A 14,645-nucleotide genomic window follows, 5' to 3' on the forward strand; every position below is an offset into this window, starting at 1 on the left:
TCCGGCCAGGTCAGTGACCGGAGGTCGCCTTCAGCCCCACCACGGCGACCAGCAGCAGACAGATGAAGAAGATCCGGGCGGCGGTGACGGGCTCACCCAGCACCGCCATACCGAGCACGGCCGCGCCGGCGGCACCGATGCCCACCCACACCCCGTACGCCGTACCGATGGGCAGGGTCTTCGCGGCGTACGACAACAGCACCATGCTCGCGACGATCCCGGCACCCGTGAACACACTGGGCCACAGCCGGGTGAAACCGTCGGTGAACTTCATGCCGATCGACCAGCCGACCTCAAGCAGACCGGCGACGAGAAGAAGAACCCATGCCATGACGGCACCTCCGAGACATCGAGCGATACGGGGTGCGTCGTCTTGTCGTACCCGGTACGGCGCGTCTCGTCGGGTTCTCCTCCACCGTAGCAAAGGGCAGCGAAAAGGGCCGGTGACCTGGGCCACCAGCCCTTGCTCACAGCCTCAGAGGTACAGCCCGGTGGAGTCCTCCGACCCCTCCAGCCGCTCCGCGGCCACGGCGTGCAGGTCCCGCTCGCGCATCAGCACGTACGTCGCGCCCCGCACCTCGACCTCGGCACGGTCCTCGGGGTCGTACAGCACCCGGTCACCGGGCTCGACCGTCCGGACGTTCTGCCCGACCGCGACCACCTCGGCCCAGGCCAGCCGCTTGCCCACCGCGGCCGTCGCGGGAATCAGGATGCCGCCGCCCGAGCGCCGCTCGCCCTCCGGCAGATCGGACTTCACGAGCACGCGGTCGTGCAGCATGCGAATGGGCAGCTTGTCGTGGGTGGTGTTCTCGCTCACGCCCCGAACCTACCTGCCCGCGCCCGTCCCGTACCGCTCAGGGTCATCCGCGCTTGCGGCGCGCCGACACCACGAGCAGCCCGACCAGGCTCACCGCGACCAGCGCGACGGGCACGATCCGGTCGACGCGCGGAGACCCGTCGTCGTGACGCAGACCGTCCCGCAGATCCGTCACGATCCGGTTCACCGTGGCGAAGGCCCGCCCGGCGGTCTGGTCGACAGTCGAGGCGACCCGCGCCTTCGCGTCCCCGATGATCGTCTTCGGGTGCATGCGCACACCGATCTCGTCGAGCGTCTCGGCGAGCTGCTCACGGCGGCGGACGATGTCCGCCTCGATCTGTGCGGGGGTCCTGGCTTCCGGCACCGCGCTGCCTCCGTCGTCGTCGTGGTCGTGTGGGGCGTAGTCCGCCATGAACAGTCTGTCAGCTTAGTCTCATGGCATACCGATCCCCTCCCGAGGAGAGTGTCACGATGAGCGAGCGACTCCAGCCGGGCGACACCGCCCCCGCCTTCACCCTGCCCGATGCGGACGGCAACGAGGTCTCGCTCGCCGACCACAAGGGCCGCAAGGTGATCGTCTATTTCTACCCGTCCGCGCTGACCCCGGGCTGCACGAAGCAGGCCTGCGACTTCACGGACAACCTGTCCTTCCTGACGGGACACGGCTACGACGTCATCGGCGTGTCCCCGGACAAGCCGGAGAAGCTGGCGAAGTTCCGCGAGAAGGAGGACCTGAAGGTCACCCTGGTCAGCGACCCGGAGAAGGAGACGCTGACGGCGTACGGCGCGTACGGCGAGAAGAAGCTGTACGGCAAGACGGTCACCGGGGTCATCCGCTCCACGGTGGTCGTCGACGAGGAGGGCAAGGTCGAGCACGCCTTCTACAACGTCAAGGCCACGGGCCACGTAGCCAAGATCATCAAGGACCTGGGCCTCTGAGCCCGGCCCTCTCGTCCGCAAGCGGCCCGCACCCCAACCGGTGCGGGCCGCTCCGCTTATCGGACGCAAAAGCCCGTGACCGTCCGCCTTCCGGTGCCGTTGCTCCGTACGAGGGCCGCACGCGCGGCCGGGAGGAGAAGGCAATGGCGGTCCGATACACCCGAGAGCTGCTGGAAGCCGCGGCCCGCGAGACGAACAACTGGGACGACGCCGTCCGCTGGTGCGGCGGCACACCGAGCAGCGGCAGCAGGCGCTACCTGCGGGCGAAGATGCGGGAATCAGGGATCGACTGTTCCCACTTCCCCACGAAATGGGCGCGGCACACCGAGGAACGGCTCCGGGAAGTCGTTTCCGGGTCCACATCCATCTCAGAGGTGGTCAGCCGCCTCGGCATCAGCAACGTCGGAGGCAACCAGACGCACATCGCCCGACGGATCTCGACTCTTGGCATCGACACATCGCACTTCGTCGCCACCCGAAAGCCTCGCCCCAAGGGAGCTCTGGGACCGACGCTCTCCGTCAGAGATCCGCAGGACGGCAGAGTCCCTGGCGATCGCTTGCGACGGGAGCTGCTGAAGGCCGGCGTTCCTGAGGAATGCGCCGAGTGCGGGGTCGGTCCGGAGTGGAACAACAAACCGCTTCGGCACGAGGTCGATCACATCAATGGCGAGTGGTGGGACAACCGGCGGGAAAACCTTCGGATCCTTTGCCCCAACTGCCATGCGGCTACCGACACGTACCGCGGCCGTAAGGTGAGGAGGGCTGCGTGAGCGAGGTCAGGTACACCCGGGAGCTGCTGAGCCGAACCGCGCCGCTGGCCACCAGCCTGGTCGACCTCCTGAGACGGCTCGACGCCCCACTGCTGGCCGGCCCTCGGCGGTACGTGCGTGACAGGCTGGTTCACTACGGCATCGACACATCCCACTTCGTCGACGAGCCACTTCCCGTCCGGGTCCGGCAGCGCTACACAGAAGAGCGGCTACGGGAAGCAGCCTCCCACACGGACAGCATCGCGGGGATGCTCACTCACATGGGCGTCGAGCCGTACAACAGCGCCCACGTCCATATCGCCAAGCTCCTCGAACGGTTCGGGATAGACACGTCGCACTTCCCCCGTCGAGGCACTTCGTCACGCCGCCTCTTCGCCTACGAGGAGATCGCACCCGCGGTCGCCGACTCGAAGAACATGGCTGGGGTCATGCGCACCCTCGGCCACCACCCCTTCGACGGCGCCGCACGCTCCAAAGCCAGACGGAGCATCGAGGAATACGGGCTGTCGACAGCGCACTTCACGGGCCAGGGGCACGCCGTCGGCCGCCCCTCCCCTGCACGCAAGTCGTCAACAGAGATCCTGAGGCGACTCGAAGTCGGTTCCTCTCGCACCAAGACCGCGACTCTGCGTCGAGCCTTGGACGACCTCGGGGTGCCACATGTATGCACGGAGTGTGGCATTGGGGACGTGTGGCGCGGCCAGAGACTCGTCTTGGAGATCGACCACGTGAACGGTGACCGGCTGGACAACCGCCGGGAGAACCTCCGCTACTTGTGCCCCTCCTGCCACAGCCAGACGCCGACCTTCGCCAAACGATCAAGGTCGGCCATCCCATCGCAACGGACCCCCGTCGACCAGTAAGGTGGTCGCACGGGTCCGTACCCCAGCTGGCCAGAGGGCGCCGGTTTAGGTCCGGTGTGTCGTGGGTTCGAGTCCCACCGGGCCCACATCAACGGCCGGTCCCCCTCCTGCGAGGGTGACCGGCCGTCGGCGTGCCCCCGTCAGCCCAGGAGGGCGCGGACGAAGGGGACCAGCGCGCGGAAGGCCTGGCCGCGGTGGGAGATGGCGTTCTTTTCCGCCGGCGTCAGTTCCGCGCACGTGCGGGTGTCGCCCTGCGGCTGGAGGATCGGGTCGTAGCCGAAGCCGCCGGTGCCGGACGGGGCGTGGCGGAGGGTGCCGAGGAGGCGGCCCTCGACGACGCGTTCGGTGCCGTCCGGGAGGGCCAGGGCCGCCGCGCACGCGAAGTGGGCCCCGCGGTTCTCGTCGGCGATGTCGCCGAGCTGGGCCAGCAGCAGGTCCAGGTTGGCCTTGTCGTCGCCGTGGGTGCCGGCCCAGCGGGCCGAGAAGATGCCGGGGGCGCCGTGCAGGACGTCCACGCAGAGGCCGGAGTCGTCGGCGACCGCCGGAAGGCCGGTGGCGCGGGCCAGGGCGTGGGCCTTGAGGAGGGCGTTCTCGGCGAAGGTGACACCGGTTTCCTTGACGTCCGGGATCTCGGGGTACGCGTCCGCGCCGACCAGCTCGTGCAGCAGGCCGGCGTCGGACAGGATCGCGCGGAGTTCGGAGACTTTGCCCGCGTTGCGGGTGGCCAGGATGAGGCGGCTGGGCGTCGAGGTCATGCCCTCATTATCCGGGTTATCCCGGGGTGCAGACCTTGGAGATCTCGCTGGCCGCGTCCGCCACCGGCTGGATGTCCGGGACGCTGTTGCCGCTCTCGATCGAGGTGCGGACGTTCTTGACGGCGGTGTTCATCGAGTCGATGGCCTTGCCCAGGTCGGCGTTGTCCGTCTGGTCGCCGATCTTCTTCAGGTTCGACTCGATCTGGTTGAGCGCGTTCTGGGCGTCCTGGGGGCTGTTGCCCGCCTGGGATACGGCCTGCTGGAGGTCGTTCGCGCCGTCCGTGATGGCCACGGCCGTGTTCGCGCAGTCCATCGCCGTGGAGATCGCGTCGCAGGCGGACAGGGCCGGGACGGTGAGTACGGCGGCCACGGCTACGGCCGCTATGCGGAGCTTCATACGGTTCTCCCCCTGAGGGCTTGGACGCTACGAGGACGGGCGCACGGCTTCGAGACCGTGCGCCCGTATCTTCCTGGACGCCGGGCCGGGCCCGGCGGTTGCCGTTTACAGTTCGAGCGCGCCCAGCTGGATGGCCTCGAGGTCCGCGCAGCCGCCGGCGGCGAGGTCGAGGAGGGCGTTCAGTTCCTTGCGGTCGAAGGGCTCGCCCTCGGCGGTGCCCTGGACCTCGACGAAGCGGCCGTCGCCGGTGCAGACCACGTTCATGTCGGTCTCGGCGCGCACGTCCTCCTCGTAGCAGAGGTCGAGGAGCGGGACGCCGTCGACGATGCCGACGCTGACGGCGGCGACGGTGCCGGTGAGCGGCTTGCGGCCGGCCTTGATGAACTTCTTCTTCTGGCCCCAGGCAACGGCGTCGGCGAGGGCGACGTAGGCGCCGGTGATGGCGGCGGTGCGGGTGCCGCCGTCGGCCTGGAGGACGTCGCAGTCCAGGACGATGGTGTTCTCGCCGAGGGCCTTGTAGTCGATGACGGCGCGCAGGGAGCGGCCGATCAGGCGGGAGATCTCGTGGGTGCGGCCGCCGATCTTGCCGCGGACGGATTCGCGGTCGCCGCGGGTGTTGGTGGAGCGGGGCAGCATCGAGTATTCGGAGGTGACCCAGCCTTCGCCGCTGCCCTTGCGCCAGCGCGGGACGCCTTCGGTGAAGGAGGCGGTGCAGAAGACCTTGGTGTCTCCGAAGGAGACGAGGACGGAGCCCTCGGCGTGCTTGCTCCATCCGCGTTCGATGGTGACCGGGCGGAGCTGTTCGGGCGTACGGCCGTCGATGCGAGACATGGCTCCGAGCCTAGTCCCTGCCCGCCCGAGCCTGTGCCGCTGTGCGAAGACCCCGTCCGGGGCTTCCGGGACGGGGTCCGCTGGGGCCCGGACAGGGCCTAGTGCTGTGACCGGATCACATCATGTCTTCGATGTCGGCGGCGATGGGGTCGGCGTCGGTGCCGATGACGACCTGGATCGCGGTGCCCATCTTGACGACGCCGTGGGCGCCGGCGGCCTTGAGTGCGGCTTCGTCGACCAGGTCGGGGTTGATGACCTCGGTGCGCAGGCGGGTGATGCAGCCCTCGACCTCTTCGATGTTCTCGATGCCGCCGAGCCCGGCGACGATCTTCTCAGCCTTGGTGGCCATGTGTTTCTCCCTGAGTGTTTCGAAGAACGGGTCTCGGCGGCCGGTACATGGCTACCCACCTGCACGGTCCGCTTTGTCACGGTAACGCACGGTTGGCCCATCTACGCAGGCACATGACGGGCCCCTGCCGAATGATGACGATCAGCAGCAACCCGCCCACAACTGGTCTACACCAGTGTGCCGTAAGTGTTGCGGCAGCCAAAACGGGCCGGTCAGGGAGGACGCCGATGAGCGTGAGCAACTCCAAAGCAGCGCCACAGCCGAATTGGCGGAACAAGCTGTTCCAGGGGCTGCAGAAGATGGGGCGCAGCCTTCAGCTCCCGATCGCCGTACTGCCCGCGGCAGGCATCCTGTTGCGGCTGGGCGTGATCGACGCCGGGGGGGACGGATTCTGGTCCGACGTCGCCAAGGTCATGGCCGCGGCGGGCGGCGCCCTGCTCGGCTCCAGCCTCGGCCTGCCGCTCCTCTTCTGCGTCGGTGTCGCGATCGGCATGGCCAAGAAGGCCGACGGCTCGACGGCGCTGGCGGCGGTGGCCGGGTTCCTCGTCTACCACGGCGTCCTGGAGGCATTCCCCTCACCCTGCCCCGAGGGAACCAAGGACGTCGGGGGTGGATGCCTGGGGCAGGACGACTCCTTCGCCGAGTACACCTTCCAGAACCCCGGGGTCTTCGGCGGCATCGTCATGGGACTGCTGGCCGCCTGGTTCTGGCAGCGCTACCACCGCGTGAAGCTGGTCGACTGGCTCGGCTTCTTCAACGGCCGCCGGCTCGTTCCGATCATCATGGCCTTCGTCGGCATCGCCTTCGCCGTGATCTGTCTGTGGATCTGGCCGCCGATCGGTGACGCGCTGGAGAGTTTCTCCGACTGGCTGGTGAGCCTGGGTTCCTGGGGTTCGGGCGTCTTCGGCGTCGCGAACCGCGCGCTGCTGGTGATCGGCCTGCACCAGTTCCTGAACGTGCCGGTGTGGTTCCAGTTCGGCAGCTACACCACGCCGAGCGGCCAGGTCGTGCACGGCGACATCACCATGTTCCTGAACGGCGACCCTGAGGCGGGGCAGTTCCTGTCCGGCTTCTTCCCGATCATGATGTTCGCCCTGCCGGCAGCGGCGCTGGCGATCACGCACTGCGCGAAGCCGCAGCGACGCAAGGAGGTCGGGGGGCTGATGGTGTCGGTGGCCCTGACCTCGTTCGTCACGGGCATCACCGAGCCGCTGGAGTACTCCTTCCTCTTCGTGGCGCCCCTGCTGTACGTGATCCACGCACTGCTGACGGGCGTGTCGATGGCCGTGACATGGGCCCTGGGCGTCCACGACGGCTTCACCTTCTCGGCGGGCCTGATCGACTACATCATCAACTGGGGGCTGGCCACGAAACCCTGGCTGATCATCCCGATCGGCCTGTGCTTCGCGGTCGTCTACTACGTGGTGTTCCGTTTCGCGATCACGAAGTTCGACCTGGCGACGCCCGGCCGGGAGTCGGACGAGGAGATCGCGGCGATGGAGTCGGAGACCACCAAGGCCTGAGCCCGGCCAGCCCAGCCCAGCCCAGCCCAGCCCAGCCCCCGCAGGGTTACCGTACGGTCCGTCAAGGGCCTCCGGATCACGATCCGGAGGCCCTTCGGCATACCCCGGGGCGTGTGATCCAGGCCACAGGAAATCGAAGGTTCCTTATCTAACCCTCACCGTGTTACAACTGGTCTACACCATGAATTGGTGTAGACCACGACCGCTTCCCCCGGCGGCGTGTCCCCCTTTCTGAGACGTCGCCGTCCTTCTTGGTTCCACCCCTTGGCGGCGCCTTGCTCCCCCCGGAGGAAGTTATGAGTACGGCTACTGACGCCGCTGCGCCGCCCGCCAAGAAGCGGGGATCCGGCCTGATCCAGGGTCTGCAGAAGGTCGGCCGCAGCCTCCAGCTGCCCATCGCCGTCCTGCCCGCCGCGGGCATCCTGCTGCGCCTCGGCCAGCCCGACGTCTTCGGCAAGGACGGTCTCGGCTGGGGCAAGGTCGCCACGGTGTTCGCCACCGCCGGTGACGCCGTCTTCGCCAACCTGCCGCTGCTGTTCTGCATCGGTGTCGCCATCGGCTTCGCCAAGAAGGCCGACGGTTCCACCGCCCTCGCGGCCCTCGTCGGCTTCCTCGTCTACAAGAACGTGCTCACCGCGTTCCCGGTGCACGAGGCCATCATCAACACCACCGAGAACAACGGTGTCGACATTCCGGCGGTGTACAACAACCCCGGCGTCCTCGGCGGCATCATCATGGGTCTGCTCGCCGCGGTCCTGTGGCAGCGCTACCACCGCACCAAGCTGGTGGACTGGCTCGGCTTCTTCAACGGCCGCCGCCTCGTCCCGATCATCATGGCCTTCGTCGGTGTCATCGCCGGTGTGTTCTTCGGCCTGGTGTGGGAGCCGATCGGCGATGTCATCTCCAACTTCGGTGAGTGGATGACCGGGCTGGGCGCCGCGGGCGCCGGCATCTTCGGTGTCATCAACCGTGCGCTGATCCCGATCGGCATGCACCAGTTCGTCAACACCGTCGCCTGGTTCCAGATCGGCGACTTCACCAACGCCGCCGGCGAGGTCGTCCACGGTGACCTGAACCGCTTCTTCGCCGGTGACCCGGAAGCCGGTCTGTTCATGACGGGCTTCTTCCCGATCATGATGTTCGGCCTCCCGGCCGCCGCCCTGGCCATCGCCCACACCGCCCGCCCGGAGCGCCGCAAGGCCGTCACCGGCATGATGGTCTCGCTCGCCCTCACCTCGTTCGTCACGGGTGTCACCGAGCCCATCGAGTTCTCGTTCATGTTCATCGCGCCGGTGCTGTACGCGATCCACGCCGTCCTGACCGCGCTTTCCATGGCGATCACCTGGGCGCTCGGGGTCCACGCGGGCTTCACCTTCTCCGCGGGTCTGATCGACCTCGGTCTCGGCTGGAGCAAGGCGACCAACCCATGGATGATCATCCCGGTCGGTCTGGTCTTCGGAGCGGTCTACTACTTCGGATTCCGCTTCGCGATCGTCAAGTTCAACCTCCCGACGCCGGGCCGCGAGTCCGACGAGGAGCTGGCCGAGATGGCCAAGGCGGACGCCAAGTAGGCCCCGCAGGACCGAAGAAGCCCCCGCTCTCCCGGAAGGGAGGGCGGGGGCTTCTCGCTGTCACGGAGGGGTGCTGCGCTTCCCCGGGGCGGGGTCGCGGGCGGGGTCGGTCGCGGGCGGGGGGCACGGCCGGGAGGGCGCGCCGCCGGGGCGTCAGACCTCGTAGACCGCGCCCGAGTACGCCAGGTCGACGGGGCCGTCGTAGACCGCGCGGGCGTCGGCGATGTTCTGCGCGGGGTCGGTCCACGGCGGGATGTGGGTGAGGACGAGCCGGCCCACGCGGCCGCCGCGCGCGTACTCGCCCGCCTCGCGGCCGTTCAGGTGGAGGCCCGGGATGTCCTCCTTGCCGTGCGTGAAGGAGGACTCGCACAGGAAGAGGTCGGTGCCGTCGGCGAGCAGGCCCAGCTCGGGGCAGGTGCCGGTGTCCCCGGAGTACGTGAGCGAGCGGCCGCCGTGCTCGATGCGGATGCCGTACGCCTCGACCGGGTGGGAGACCCGCTCGGTGCGGACCTGGAACGGGCCGATCTCGAAGGTCCCGGACTTCAGCGTGCGGAAGTCGAAGACCTCGCTCATCGAGCGCTCGTCGGGGACGTCGTCGTAGGCGGTGGTCAGGCGGCGTTCGGTGCCCTCGGGACCGTAGACGGGGATGGTGCCGCAGCGGCCGCCCTCGTGCCGGTAGTAGCGGGCGACGAAGTACGCGCACATGTCGATGCAGTGGTCGGCGTGCAGGTGGCTCAGGAAGATCGCGTCGAGGTCGTAGAGGCCGATGTGGCGCTGGAGATCGCCGAGGGCGCCGTTGCCCATGTCGAGGAGCAGGTGGAAGCCGTCGGCCTCGACGAGGTAGCTCGAACAGGCCGATTCCGCGGACGGGAACGACCCCGAACAGCCGACGACGGTGAGCTTCATGGAGCGTGAACCTCCGAGGACGGTCCGTGGGCGGAATGCGGGCCGTGCGTGGGTCGAGCGTAAGGCGCGAAACGTCCGGTCGCTCCTCCGCGGCAGGCCGTTGTGGGGGGAATCACCTGCGCTGTCACCCGGGGGAGCGACGGTGGGCACGGGCGTTGCCATGCTGGGGCGTTCCCGCGCGGCTACGGTCGAAGCATGGACACGTCCTGGTGGCCCGCGGTGGCCGCGGTGGTGGCCGTGGCGCTGCTGGTGCTGGTCGCCGGTGGCCGCTTCGGGCTGCCCCGCCGGACCCCGCCGGCGCACGGGTCCGGTCCGCCGCCGCAGCCGCGGGCGGGCGAGCTGTGGTGCCTGGCCGACGGCCGTACGTGCCTGGTCCTCGCGGTGCGGTCGGTACGGGGCCACCGGGCGCGGGTCGCGTGGATCACCGGGAAGTACGACGACCGGCGGGCCGGGGTGATCCCGCTGCCCCCGGGGACGGTCGGGGCGCAGGGCCGGGCGAGCTTCCTGGAGGCGGACCGGCCGGCGGAGGTGTCGCTGTGGGAGTTCCGCACCCGGATGGGGATGCTGGACCCTGCGGTGTGGGACGAGATCAAGGGACTGGGAGGCGCGCGGTGACGCGGGAACCGGTGATCCGCCTGCGGCGGGTGTACGACCCGCCGGACCCGGCGGCGGACGGGGTACGGGTCCTCGTGGACCGGCTCTGGCCGCGGGGCCTGGCGAAGGCGGTGGCCGGGGTGGACGAGTGGTCGAAGGCGGTGACGCCGTCGGCGGAGCTGCGGAAGTGGTTCCACGACGGCGGTTCGGCGCAGGAGTTCCGGCAGCGGTACGAGGCGGAGCTGGCGGAGCCGGGGGCGGTGGCGGAGCTGGCCCGCCTGCGGAGCCTGGCGGCGGCGGGTCCGGTCACCCTGCTGACCTCGGTCAAGGACCCGGCCTCCAGCCACGCGGCGATCCTGGCGGAGCGGCTCGCCGACTAGCAGTGCGGCGCCGCTGCACGGGGCTCCGCCCCGGACCCCGCGCCTCAAACGCCGGCGAGGCTGATCTTTTCAGCCGTCCGGCGTTTGAGGACCGGGTCCGGGCAGAGCCCGGGAAACGGCGCCGCGCCCGGTACCGCGCGGGCACCCCCGCAGGGGCTACGCCCAGAGTTGGCCTTGGAGGGCCTCGATCGCTTCCTCGGTGGTCGCGGCCGTGTAGACGCCCGTCGACAGGTACTTCCAGCCGCCGTCGGCCACGACGAAGACGATGTCCGCCGATTCGCCCGCGGCCACCGCCTTGCGGCCGACGCCGATCGCCGCGTGCAGGGCGGCTCCCGTGGAGACGCCCGCAAAGATCCCCTCCTGCTGGAGGAGCTCCCGGGTGCGGGTCACCGCGTCCGCGGAGCCCACCGAGAAGCGGGTGGTGAGCACGGAGGCGTCGTAGAGCTCCGGGACGAAGCCCTCGTCCAGGTTGCGCAGCCCGTAGACCAGGTCGTCGTAGCGCGGCTCGGCCGCGACGATCTTGATGCCCGCCACGTGTTCGCGCAGGTAGCGGCCGACGCCCATGAGGGTGCCCGTGGTGCCCAGGCCCGCCACGAAGTGGGTGATGGAGGGGAGGTCCGCGAGGATCTCCGGGCCCGTGGTGGCGTAGTGGGCGCCCGCGTTGTCCGGGTTGCCGTACTGGTAGAGCATCACCCAGTCGGGGTGCTCGGCTGCCAGTTCCTTGGCCACCCGGACGGCCGTGTTCGAGCCGCCGGCGGCCGGCGACGGGATGATCTCGGCTCCCCACATGGCCAGCAGGTCACGCCGCTCCTGGCTGGTGTTCTCCGGCATCACGCACACGATGCGGTAGCCCTTGAGCTTGGCCGCCATCGCCAGCGAGATGCCGGTGTTGCCCGAGGTGGGCTCCAGGATGGTGCAGCCGGGGTACAGCCGGCCGTCCTTCTCGGCCTGCTCGACCATGTGGAGCGCGGGGCGGTCCTTGATCGAGCCGGTCGGGTTGCGGTCCTCCAGCTTCGCCCAGATGCGGACGTTGTCCGAGGGCGACAGCCGGGGCAGCCGGACCAGCGGCGTGTTGCCGACCGCGGCCAGCGGGGAGTCGTAGCGCATTACTTCGATCCGCCGGCCACGGCAGGGAGGATGGTGACGCTGTCGCCGTCCTTGAGGGCGGTGGAGATGCCGTCGAGGAAGCGGACGTCCTCGTCGTTGAGGTAGACGTTGACGAAGCGGCGCAGCTGGCCGCCGTCGACGATGCGCTCCTCGATGCCCTTGTGACGGGTCTCCAGGTCCGCGAAGAGGTCGGCGAGCGTCGCGCCCTCACCGGAGACGGCCTTCTCGCCTTCGGTGTAGGTGCGGAGGATGGTGGGGATGCGGACCTCGATGGCCATGGCTGTCTCCAGTCGTCTGGGAGTGCGTGAGAAGCGTGGGAAGGTGCGGCGCGCGGTTCGTCGGCCCCCCGCGCGGAAGGGCTCTGGTGCTCAGAGCGCAGGACAGATGGCGCTGGCGAGGCGGCACAGGTCGACGTGCAGCCGCGCCACGAGCAGCAGCCTGCCGGGCGTCTCGATGCTCACGTCGTGGGAAACCATGCGGTCATGTTAACGATTCCCGGTCCCCCGTTTGGAGTGTGATCCCGCATCGCGGACGCCCACTGCTCACATACTGGTCAGTAGGCGTCGACGACCTGCACTTCTTCCTCGGTGATCACTCCGTCGACGATCCGGTACGAGCGGAACTGGAACTCCCCGAGGCCGTCCTCGTCCGCCGTCGAGACGAGCACGTAGTGCGCAGCGGGCTCGTTCGCGTACGTGACGTCGGTGCGCGAGGGGTACGCCTCGGTCGCGGTGTGCGAATGGTAGACGATCACCGGCTCCTCGTCGCGGTCGTCCAGATCGCGGTAGAGCTTCAGCAGATCCTTCGAGTCGAACTCGTAGAACGTGGGCGAGCGGGCCGCGTTGAGCATCGGGACGAACCGCTCGGGGCGGTCGGTGCCCGCCGGGCCGGCCACGACACCGCACGCCTCGTCGGGGTGGTCCTTGCGGGCGTGCTCGACGATCTGGTCGTACAGGGCCTGGGTGAGGGTCAGCATGAGCGACAGGATAAGCAGACGGGCCCTTCCGTACCGAGGAGTGGTACGGAAGGGCCCGCATGATGGACACGCCGCCCTGGGGACAACGTCGTGGGAGCGCGGTTCCCGGCCGTGACAGGCGGCCGGGACGCACGGTCTCCGGGTGTTACGAGGCCTTGCTGAAGGCCGCGCCGCGCGGGTCGCGGGACTTCATGACCAGGTAGGAGACGCCCAGGATCAGGCCCCACAGCGGGGCGCAGTACAGCGAGACGCGGGAGTCCTTGTCGGCGCCCATCATCACGATGACCATGCCGATGAAGAGCAGCGCGAACCAGCTCGTGTACGGGGCGCCGGGGGCGCGGAACGCGGACTGCGGCAGCTCGCCGCGGTCGGACTTGGCCCGGTAGCGGATCTGGCAGACCAGGATCATGATCCAGGCCCACATGCCGGAGATGGTGGCGAAGGAGACGACGTAGTCGAAGGCCTTGCCCGGGGCGACGTAGTTGATCCAGACGCCCACCAGCATCAGCGCGGCGGAGAAGGTGGTGCCCACCAGCGGGGTGCCGCTCTTGGTGAGCTTGGTGAAGACCTTCGGGCCCTGGCCGTTGATCGCGAGGTCGCGCAGCATGCGGCCGGTGGAGTACATGCCCGAGTTGCAGGAGGACAGCGCGGCGGTCAGCACGACGAAGTTGACGATCGCGGCGCCGATGCCCAGGCCCATGCGCTCGAAGGCGGCGACGAAGGGCGAGACGCCCGGCTGGAAGTGCGTCCACGGGACGACCGACAGGATCATGATCAGTGCGCCGACGTAGAAGACGGCGATGCGCCACGGCACGGTGTTGATGGCCTTGGGCAGGGTCTTCTCGGGGTCCTTGGACTCGCCGGCGGTGACGCCGACGAGCTCGACCGCGAGGAAGGCGAACATCACGATCTGCAGGGTCATCAGCGTGCCGCCGATGCCCTTGGGGAAGAAGCCGCCGTCGTTCCACAGGTTGGAGACGGTGGCGGTGTCGGCCGCGTCGGAGAAGCCGATGGTGAGGATGCCGGCGCAGATCAGGATCATGCCGACGATGGCGGTGACCTTGACCATGGAGAACCAGAACTCCAGCTCACCGAAGAGCTTCACGGAGATCAGGTTGGCGGCGTAGAGGATGACCGTGAAGATCAGCGCGTAGGCCCACTGAGGGAAGCTGTCGTGGGTCCAGTACGACATGTACTGCGCGGCCGCGGTGACCTCGGTGATGCCGGTGACCACCCAGAACAGCCAGTACGTCCAGCCGGTGACGTAGCCCCAGAACGGGCCCAGGAACTCCCGGGCGTAGTCCGAGAAGGAGCCGGAGACGGGCCGGTACATGAGCAGCTCGCCCAGGGCCCGCATGATGAAGAAGATGACCAGGCCGGCGATGGCGTACGCCAGGATCAGGCTCGGGCCCGCCTTGGAGATCGCCTTGCCCGCGCCCAGGAACAGGCCGGTACCGATGGCCCCGCCGATCGCGATCATCTGGATCTGCCGGGCGCCGAGCGTGCGGTGGTAACCCTCGCCGCCCTCGCCCTGTCCGCCCTCGCCGGGCGTCTTGTCGTGCTGCTCGACCTGCACAGAGGTCATGTCTGGTGCGCCTTTCTCCACGCCGACCCGCGCCTTCGTTGGCTGCGGATCGGGTCCTCGATCCCCCCGGATACGGATGGAGTTGCACGCCGGCGGTCAGCCGGTCCAAGCGAGCCGGGGGACATGGGTGGCGTCCCGTCGGCGATCGTGAAGATTTATCACGTGCTTACGGCCGCCCGAGGGGGAGAAATGTGGCGGAGGGCATCAAAAAATCACCCCAAAGGCATAGAAATGGATCAGATCACCGCAGGGCGGTGATCTGATCGTTATCCGGATTTGAGC

General features: G+C 68.8%; 19 protein-coding genes, 1 tRNA gene, 1 pseudogene and 1 riboswitch. Of the genes and pseudogenes, 8 read left to right on the forward strand and 13 right to left on the reverse strand.

Features of this window, described 5'->3' with window-relative positions; translation table 11 throughout:
• Nucleotides 1-10 precede the first annotated feature (10 nt).
• The 3 genes from ACFY04_RS04710 to ACFY04_RS04720 all read right to left on the reverse strand — a co-directional run bounded on the left by ACFY04_RS04710 (nt 11) and on the right by ACFY04_RS04720 (nt 1,181).
• Nucleotides 11-331, reverse strand: a complete 321-nt coding sequence (locus ACFY04_RS04710) for a multidrug efflux SMR transporter (RefSeq protein ID WP_030009036.1) — start codon at nt 329-331, stop codon at nt 11-13.
• Nucleotides 332-362: 31 nt separating this feature from the next.
• A riboswitch (guanidine-III (ykkC-III) riboswitch) is annotated at nt 363-432 on the reverse strand.
• A gap of 43 nt (nt 433-475) precedes the next feature.
• Nucleotides 476-817: a co-chaperone GroES gene (locus tag ACFY04_RS04715; protein WP_030009035.1), complete on the reverse strand. Its 342-nt coding sequence runs from the start codon at nt 815-817 to the stop codon at nt 476-478.
• Between the two features lie 43 nt (nt 818-860).
• Nucleotides 861-1,181 carry a DUF3618 domain-containing protein gene (locus ACFY04_RS04720; RefSeq protein WP_389114286.1) on the reverse strand — a complete coding sequence of 107 codons (321 nt, stop codon included), beginning with the start codon at nt 1,179-1,181 and terminating at the stop codon, nt 861-863.
• Nucleotides 1,182-1,288: 107 nt separating this feature from the next.
• Between ACFY04_RS04720 and bcp the strand changes: the two genes are divergently transcribed.
• From bcp to ACFY04_RS04740, 4 genes are all read left to right on the forward strand, one after another.
• Complete coding sequence (gene bcp / locus ACFY04_RS04725) at nt 1,289-1,756, forward strand: thioredoxin-dependent thiol peroxidase (protein ID WP_030009033.1); 468 nt, start codon at nt 1,289-1,291, stop codon at nt 1,754-1,756.
• Between the two features lie 143 nt (nt 1,757-1,899).
• Complete coding sequence (locus ACFY04_RS04730; RefSeq protein WP_389114199.1) at nt 1,900-2,526, forward strand: HNH endonuclease; 627 nt, start codon at nt 1,900-1,902, stop codon at nt 2,524-2,526.
• A complete protein-coding gene (locus tag ACFY04_RS04735) occupies nt 2,523-3,389 on the forward strand; it encodes an HNH endonuclease (RefSeq protein WP_389114200.1) in 867 nt (288 codons plus the stop codon). The genes ACFY04_RS04730 and ACFY04_RS04735 overlap by 4 nt, the downstream gene beginning before the upstream one ends.
• A gap of 11 nt (nt 3,390-3,400) precedes the next feature.
• A tRNA-Leu gene (locus ACFY04_RS04740) sits at nt 3,401-3,475 on the forward strand.
• A gap of 54 nt (nt 3,476-3,529) precedes the next feature.
• Here the strand turns inward: ACFY04_RS04740 and rdgB are convergent.
• The 4 genes and pseudogenes from rdgB to ACFY04_RS04760 all read right to left on the reverse strand — a co-directional run.
• Nucleotides 3,530-4,144 carry an RdgB/HAM1 family non-canonical purine NTP pyrophosphatase gene (gene rdgB, locus ACFY04_RS04745; protein WP_389114201.1) on the reverse strand — a complete coding sequence of 205 codons (615 nt, stop codon included), beginning with the start codon at nt 4,142-4,144 and terminating at the stop codon, nt 3,530-3,532.
• A 16-nt stretch (nt 4,145-4,160) separates the two neighbouring features.
• The gene (locus ACFY04_RS04750) at nt 4,161-4,541 is read right to left on the reverse strand and encodes a hypothetical protein (RefSeq protein ID WP_314252753.1); all 381 of its coding nucleotides are present in this window, start codon (nt 4,539-4,541) and stop codon (nt 4,161-4,163) included.
• Between the two features lie 105 nt (nt 4,542-4,646).
• Nucleotides 4,647-5,372 (reverse strand): ribonuclease PH, encoded by a 726-nt coding sequence (gene rph / locus ACFY04_RS04755; protein ID WP_301370806.1) that lies wholly within the window; start codon nt 5,370-5,372, stop codon nt 4,647-4,649.
• Nucleotides 5,373-5,487: 115 nt separating this feature from the next.
• Nucleotides 5,488-5,730 (reverse strand): annotated as a pseudogene (locus ACFY04_RS04760) (glucose PTS transporter subunit EIIB); the annotation flags it as partial.
• Between the two features lie 218 nt (nt 5,731-5,948).
• On the opposite strand from ACFY04_RS04760, the gene ACFY04_RS04765 reads away from it, so the two are divergent.
• Together ACFY04_RS04765 and ACFY04_RS04770 are read left to right on the forward strand one after the other, a co-directional pair.
• Nucleotides 5,949-7,244: a PTS transporter subunit EIIC gene (locus tag ACFY04_RS04765; RefSeq protein ID WP_389114202.1), complete on the forward strand. Its 1,296-nt coding sequence runs from the start codon at nt 5,949-5,951 to the stop codon at nt 7,242-7,244.
• 296 nt (nt 7,245-7,540) lie between these two features.
• Nucleotides 7,541-8,815, forward strand: a complete 1,275-nt coding sequence (locus ACFY04_RS04770) for a PTS transporter subunit EIIC (protein WP_389114203.1) — start codon at nt 7,541-7,543, stop codon at nt 8,813-8,815.
• A gap of 153 nt (nt 8,816-8,968) precedes the next feature.
• Here the strand turns inward: ACFY04_RS04770 and ACFY04_RS04775 are convergent, their stop codons facing one another.
• On the reverse strand, nt 8,969-9,721 hold the full coding sequence (locus ACFY04_RS04775) for an MBL fold metallo-hydrolase (protein WP_351162518.1): 753 nt from the start codon (nt 9,719-9,721) through the stop codon (nt 8,969-8,971).
• A gap of 195 nt (nt 9,722-9,916) precedes the next feature.
• Between ACFY04_RS04775 and ACFY04_RS04780 the strand changes: the two genes are divergently transcribed.
• Both ACFY04_RS04780 and ACFY04_RS04785 read left to right on the forward strand, forming a co-directional pair.
• Nucleotides 9,917-10,336, forward strand: coding sequence for a hypothetical protein (locus ACFY04_RS04780; RefSeq protein ID WP_389114204.1), 420 nt, complete (start codon nt 9,917-9,919; stop codon nt 10,334-10,336).
• Nucleotides 10,333-10,695: a DUF488 domain-containing protein gene (locus ACFY04_RS04785; RefSeq protein WP_389114205.1), complete on the forward strand. Its 363-nt coding sequence runs from the start codon at nt 10,333-10,335 to the stop codon at nt 10,693-10,695. The genes ACFY04_RS04780 and ACFY04_RS04785 overlap by 4 nt, the downstream gene beginning before the upstream one ends.
• A 156-nt stretch (nt 10,696-10,851) precedes the next feature.
• On the opposite strand, the gene ACFY04_RS04790 is transcribed toward ACFY04_RS04785, so the two are convergent.
• From ACFY04_RS04790 to ACFY04_RS04810, 5 genes are all read right to left on the reverse strand, one after another.
• Nucleotides 10,852-11,802, reverse strand: coding sequence for a PLP-dependent cysteine synthase family protein (locus ACFY04_RS04790; RefSeq protein ID WP_389114206.1), 951 nt, complete (start codon nt 11,800-11,802; stop codon nt 10,852-10,854).
• Nucleotides 11,802-12,080 (reverse strand): MoaD/ThiS family protein, encoded by a 279-nt coding sequence (locus ACFY04_RS04795; protein ID WP_030010597.1) that lies wholly within the window; start codon nt 12,078-12,080, stop codon nt 11,802-11,804. Before ACFY04_RS04795 ends, ACFY04_RS04790 begins: the two co-directional genes overlap by 1 nt.
• Nucleotides 12,081-12,170: 90 nt before the next feature.
• Nucleotides 12,171-12,278 carry a putative leader peptide gene (locus ACFY04_RS04800; protein WP_314252769.1) on the reverse strand — a complete coding sequence of 36 codons (108 nt, stop codon included), beginning with the start codon at nt 12,276-12,278 and terminating at the stop codon, nt 12,171-12,173.
• A gap of 77 nt (nt 12,279-12,355) precedes the next feature.
• Entirely contained in the window at nt 12,356-12,778 is a 423-nt protein-coding gene (locus tag ACFY04_RS04805; RefSeq protein ID WP_373037156.1) for a Mov34/MPN/PAD-1 family protein, read from the reverse strand.
• A 145-nt stretch (nt 12,779-12,923) separates the two neighbouring features.
• The gene (locus tag ACFY04_RS04810) at nt 12,924-14,363 is read right to left on the reverse strand and encodes an amino acid permease (protein WP_314252773.1); all 1,440 of its coding nucleotides are present in this window, start codon (nt 14,361-14,363) and stop codon (nt 12,924-12,926) included.
• Nucleotides 14,364-14,645: the final 282 nt, after the last annotated feature.

This window comes from Streptomyces sp. NPDC001549 (assembly GCF_042894025.1).
GTDB lineage: Bacteria > Actinomycetota > Actinomycetes > Streptomycetales > Streptomycetaceae > Streptomyces > Streptomyces kutzneri.

Bases quoted from the DNA above. Each gene is read 5' to 3' on its own strand.
- ACFY04_RS04770 (WP_389114203.1), top strand. From the start codon at position 7,541: ATGAGTACGGCTACTGACGCCGCTGCGCCGCCCGCCAAGAAGCGGGGA.
- bcp (WP_030009033.1), top strand. From the start codon at position 1,289: ATGAGCGAGCGACTCCAGCCGGGCGACACCGCCCCCGCCTTCACCCTG.
- ACFY04_RS04730 (WP_389114199.1), top strand. From the start codon at position 1,900: ATGGCGGTCCGATACACCCGAGAGCTGCTGGAAGCCGCGGCCCGCGAG.
- rph (WP_301370806.1), bottom strand. From the start codon at position 5,372: ATGTCTCGCATCGACGGCCGTACGCCCGAACAGCTCCGCCCGGTCACC.
- ACFY04_RS04710 (WP_030009036.1), bottom strand. From the start codon at position 331: ATGGCATGGGTTCTTCTTCTCGTCGCCGGTCTGCTTGAGGTCGGCTGG.
- ACFY04_RS04775 (WP_351162518.1), bottom strand. From the start codon at position 9,721: ATGAAGCTCACCGTCGTCGGCTGTTCGGGGTCGTTCCCGTCCGCGGAA.
- ACFY04_RS04810 (WP_314252773.1), bottom strand. From the start codon at position 14,363: ATGACCTCTGTGCAGGTCGAGCAGCACGACAAGACGCCCGGCGAGGGC.
- ACFY04_RS04805 (WP_373037156.1), bottom strand. From the start codon at position 12,778: ATGCTGACCCTCACCCAGGCCCTGTACGACCAGATCGTCGAGCACGCC.
- ACFY04_RS04765 (WP_389114202.1), top strand. From the start codon at position 5,949: ATGAGCGTGAGCAACTCCAAAGCAGCGCCACAGCCGAATTGGCGGAAC.
- ACFY04_RS04790 (WP_389114206.1), bottom strand. From the start codon at position 11,802: ATGCGCTACGACTCCCCGCTGGCCGCGGTCGGCAACACGCCGCTGGTC.
- ACFY04_RS04750 (WP_314252753.1), bottom strand. From the start codon at position 4,541: ATGAAGCTCCGCATAGCGGCCGTAGCCGTGGCCGCCGTACTCACCGTC.
- rdgB (WP_389114201.1), bottom strand. From the start codon at position 4,144: ATGACCTCGACGCCCAGCCGCCTCATCCTGGCCACCCGCAACGCGGGC.
- ACFY04_RS04795 (WP_030010597.1), bottom strand. From the start codon at position 12,080: ATGGCCATCGAGGTCCGCATCCCCACCATCCTCCGCACCTACACCGAA.
- ACFY04_RS04800 (WP_314252769.1), bottom strand. From the start codon at position 12,278: ATGGTTTCCCACGACGTGAGCATCGAGACGCCCGGCAGGCTGCTGCTC.
- ACFY04_RS04780 (WP_389114204.1), top strand. From the start codon at position 9,917: ATGGACACGTCCTGGTGGCCCGCGGTGGCCGCGGTGGTGGCCGTGGCG.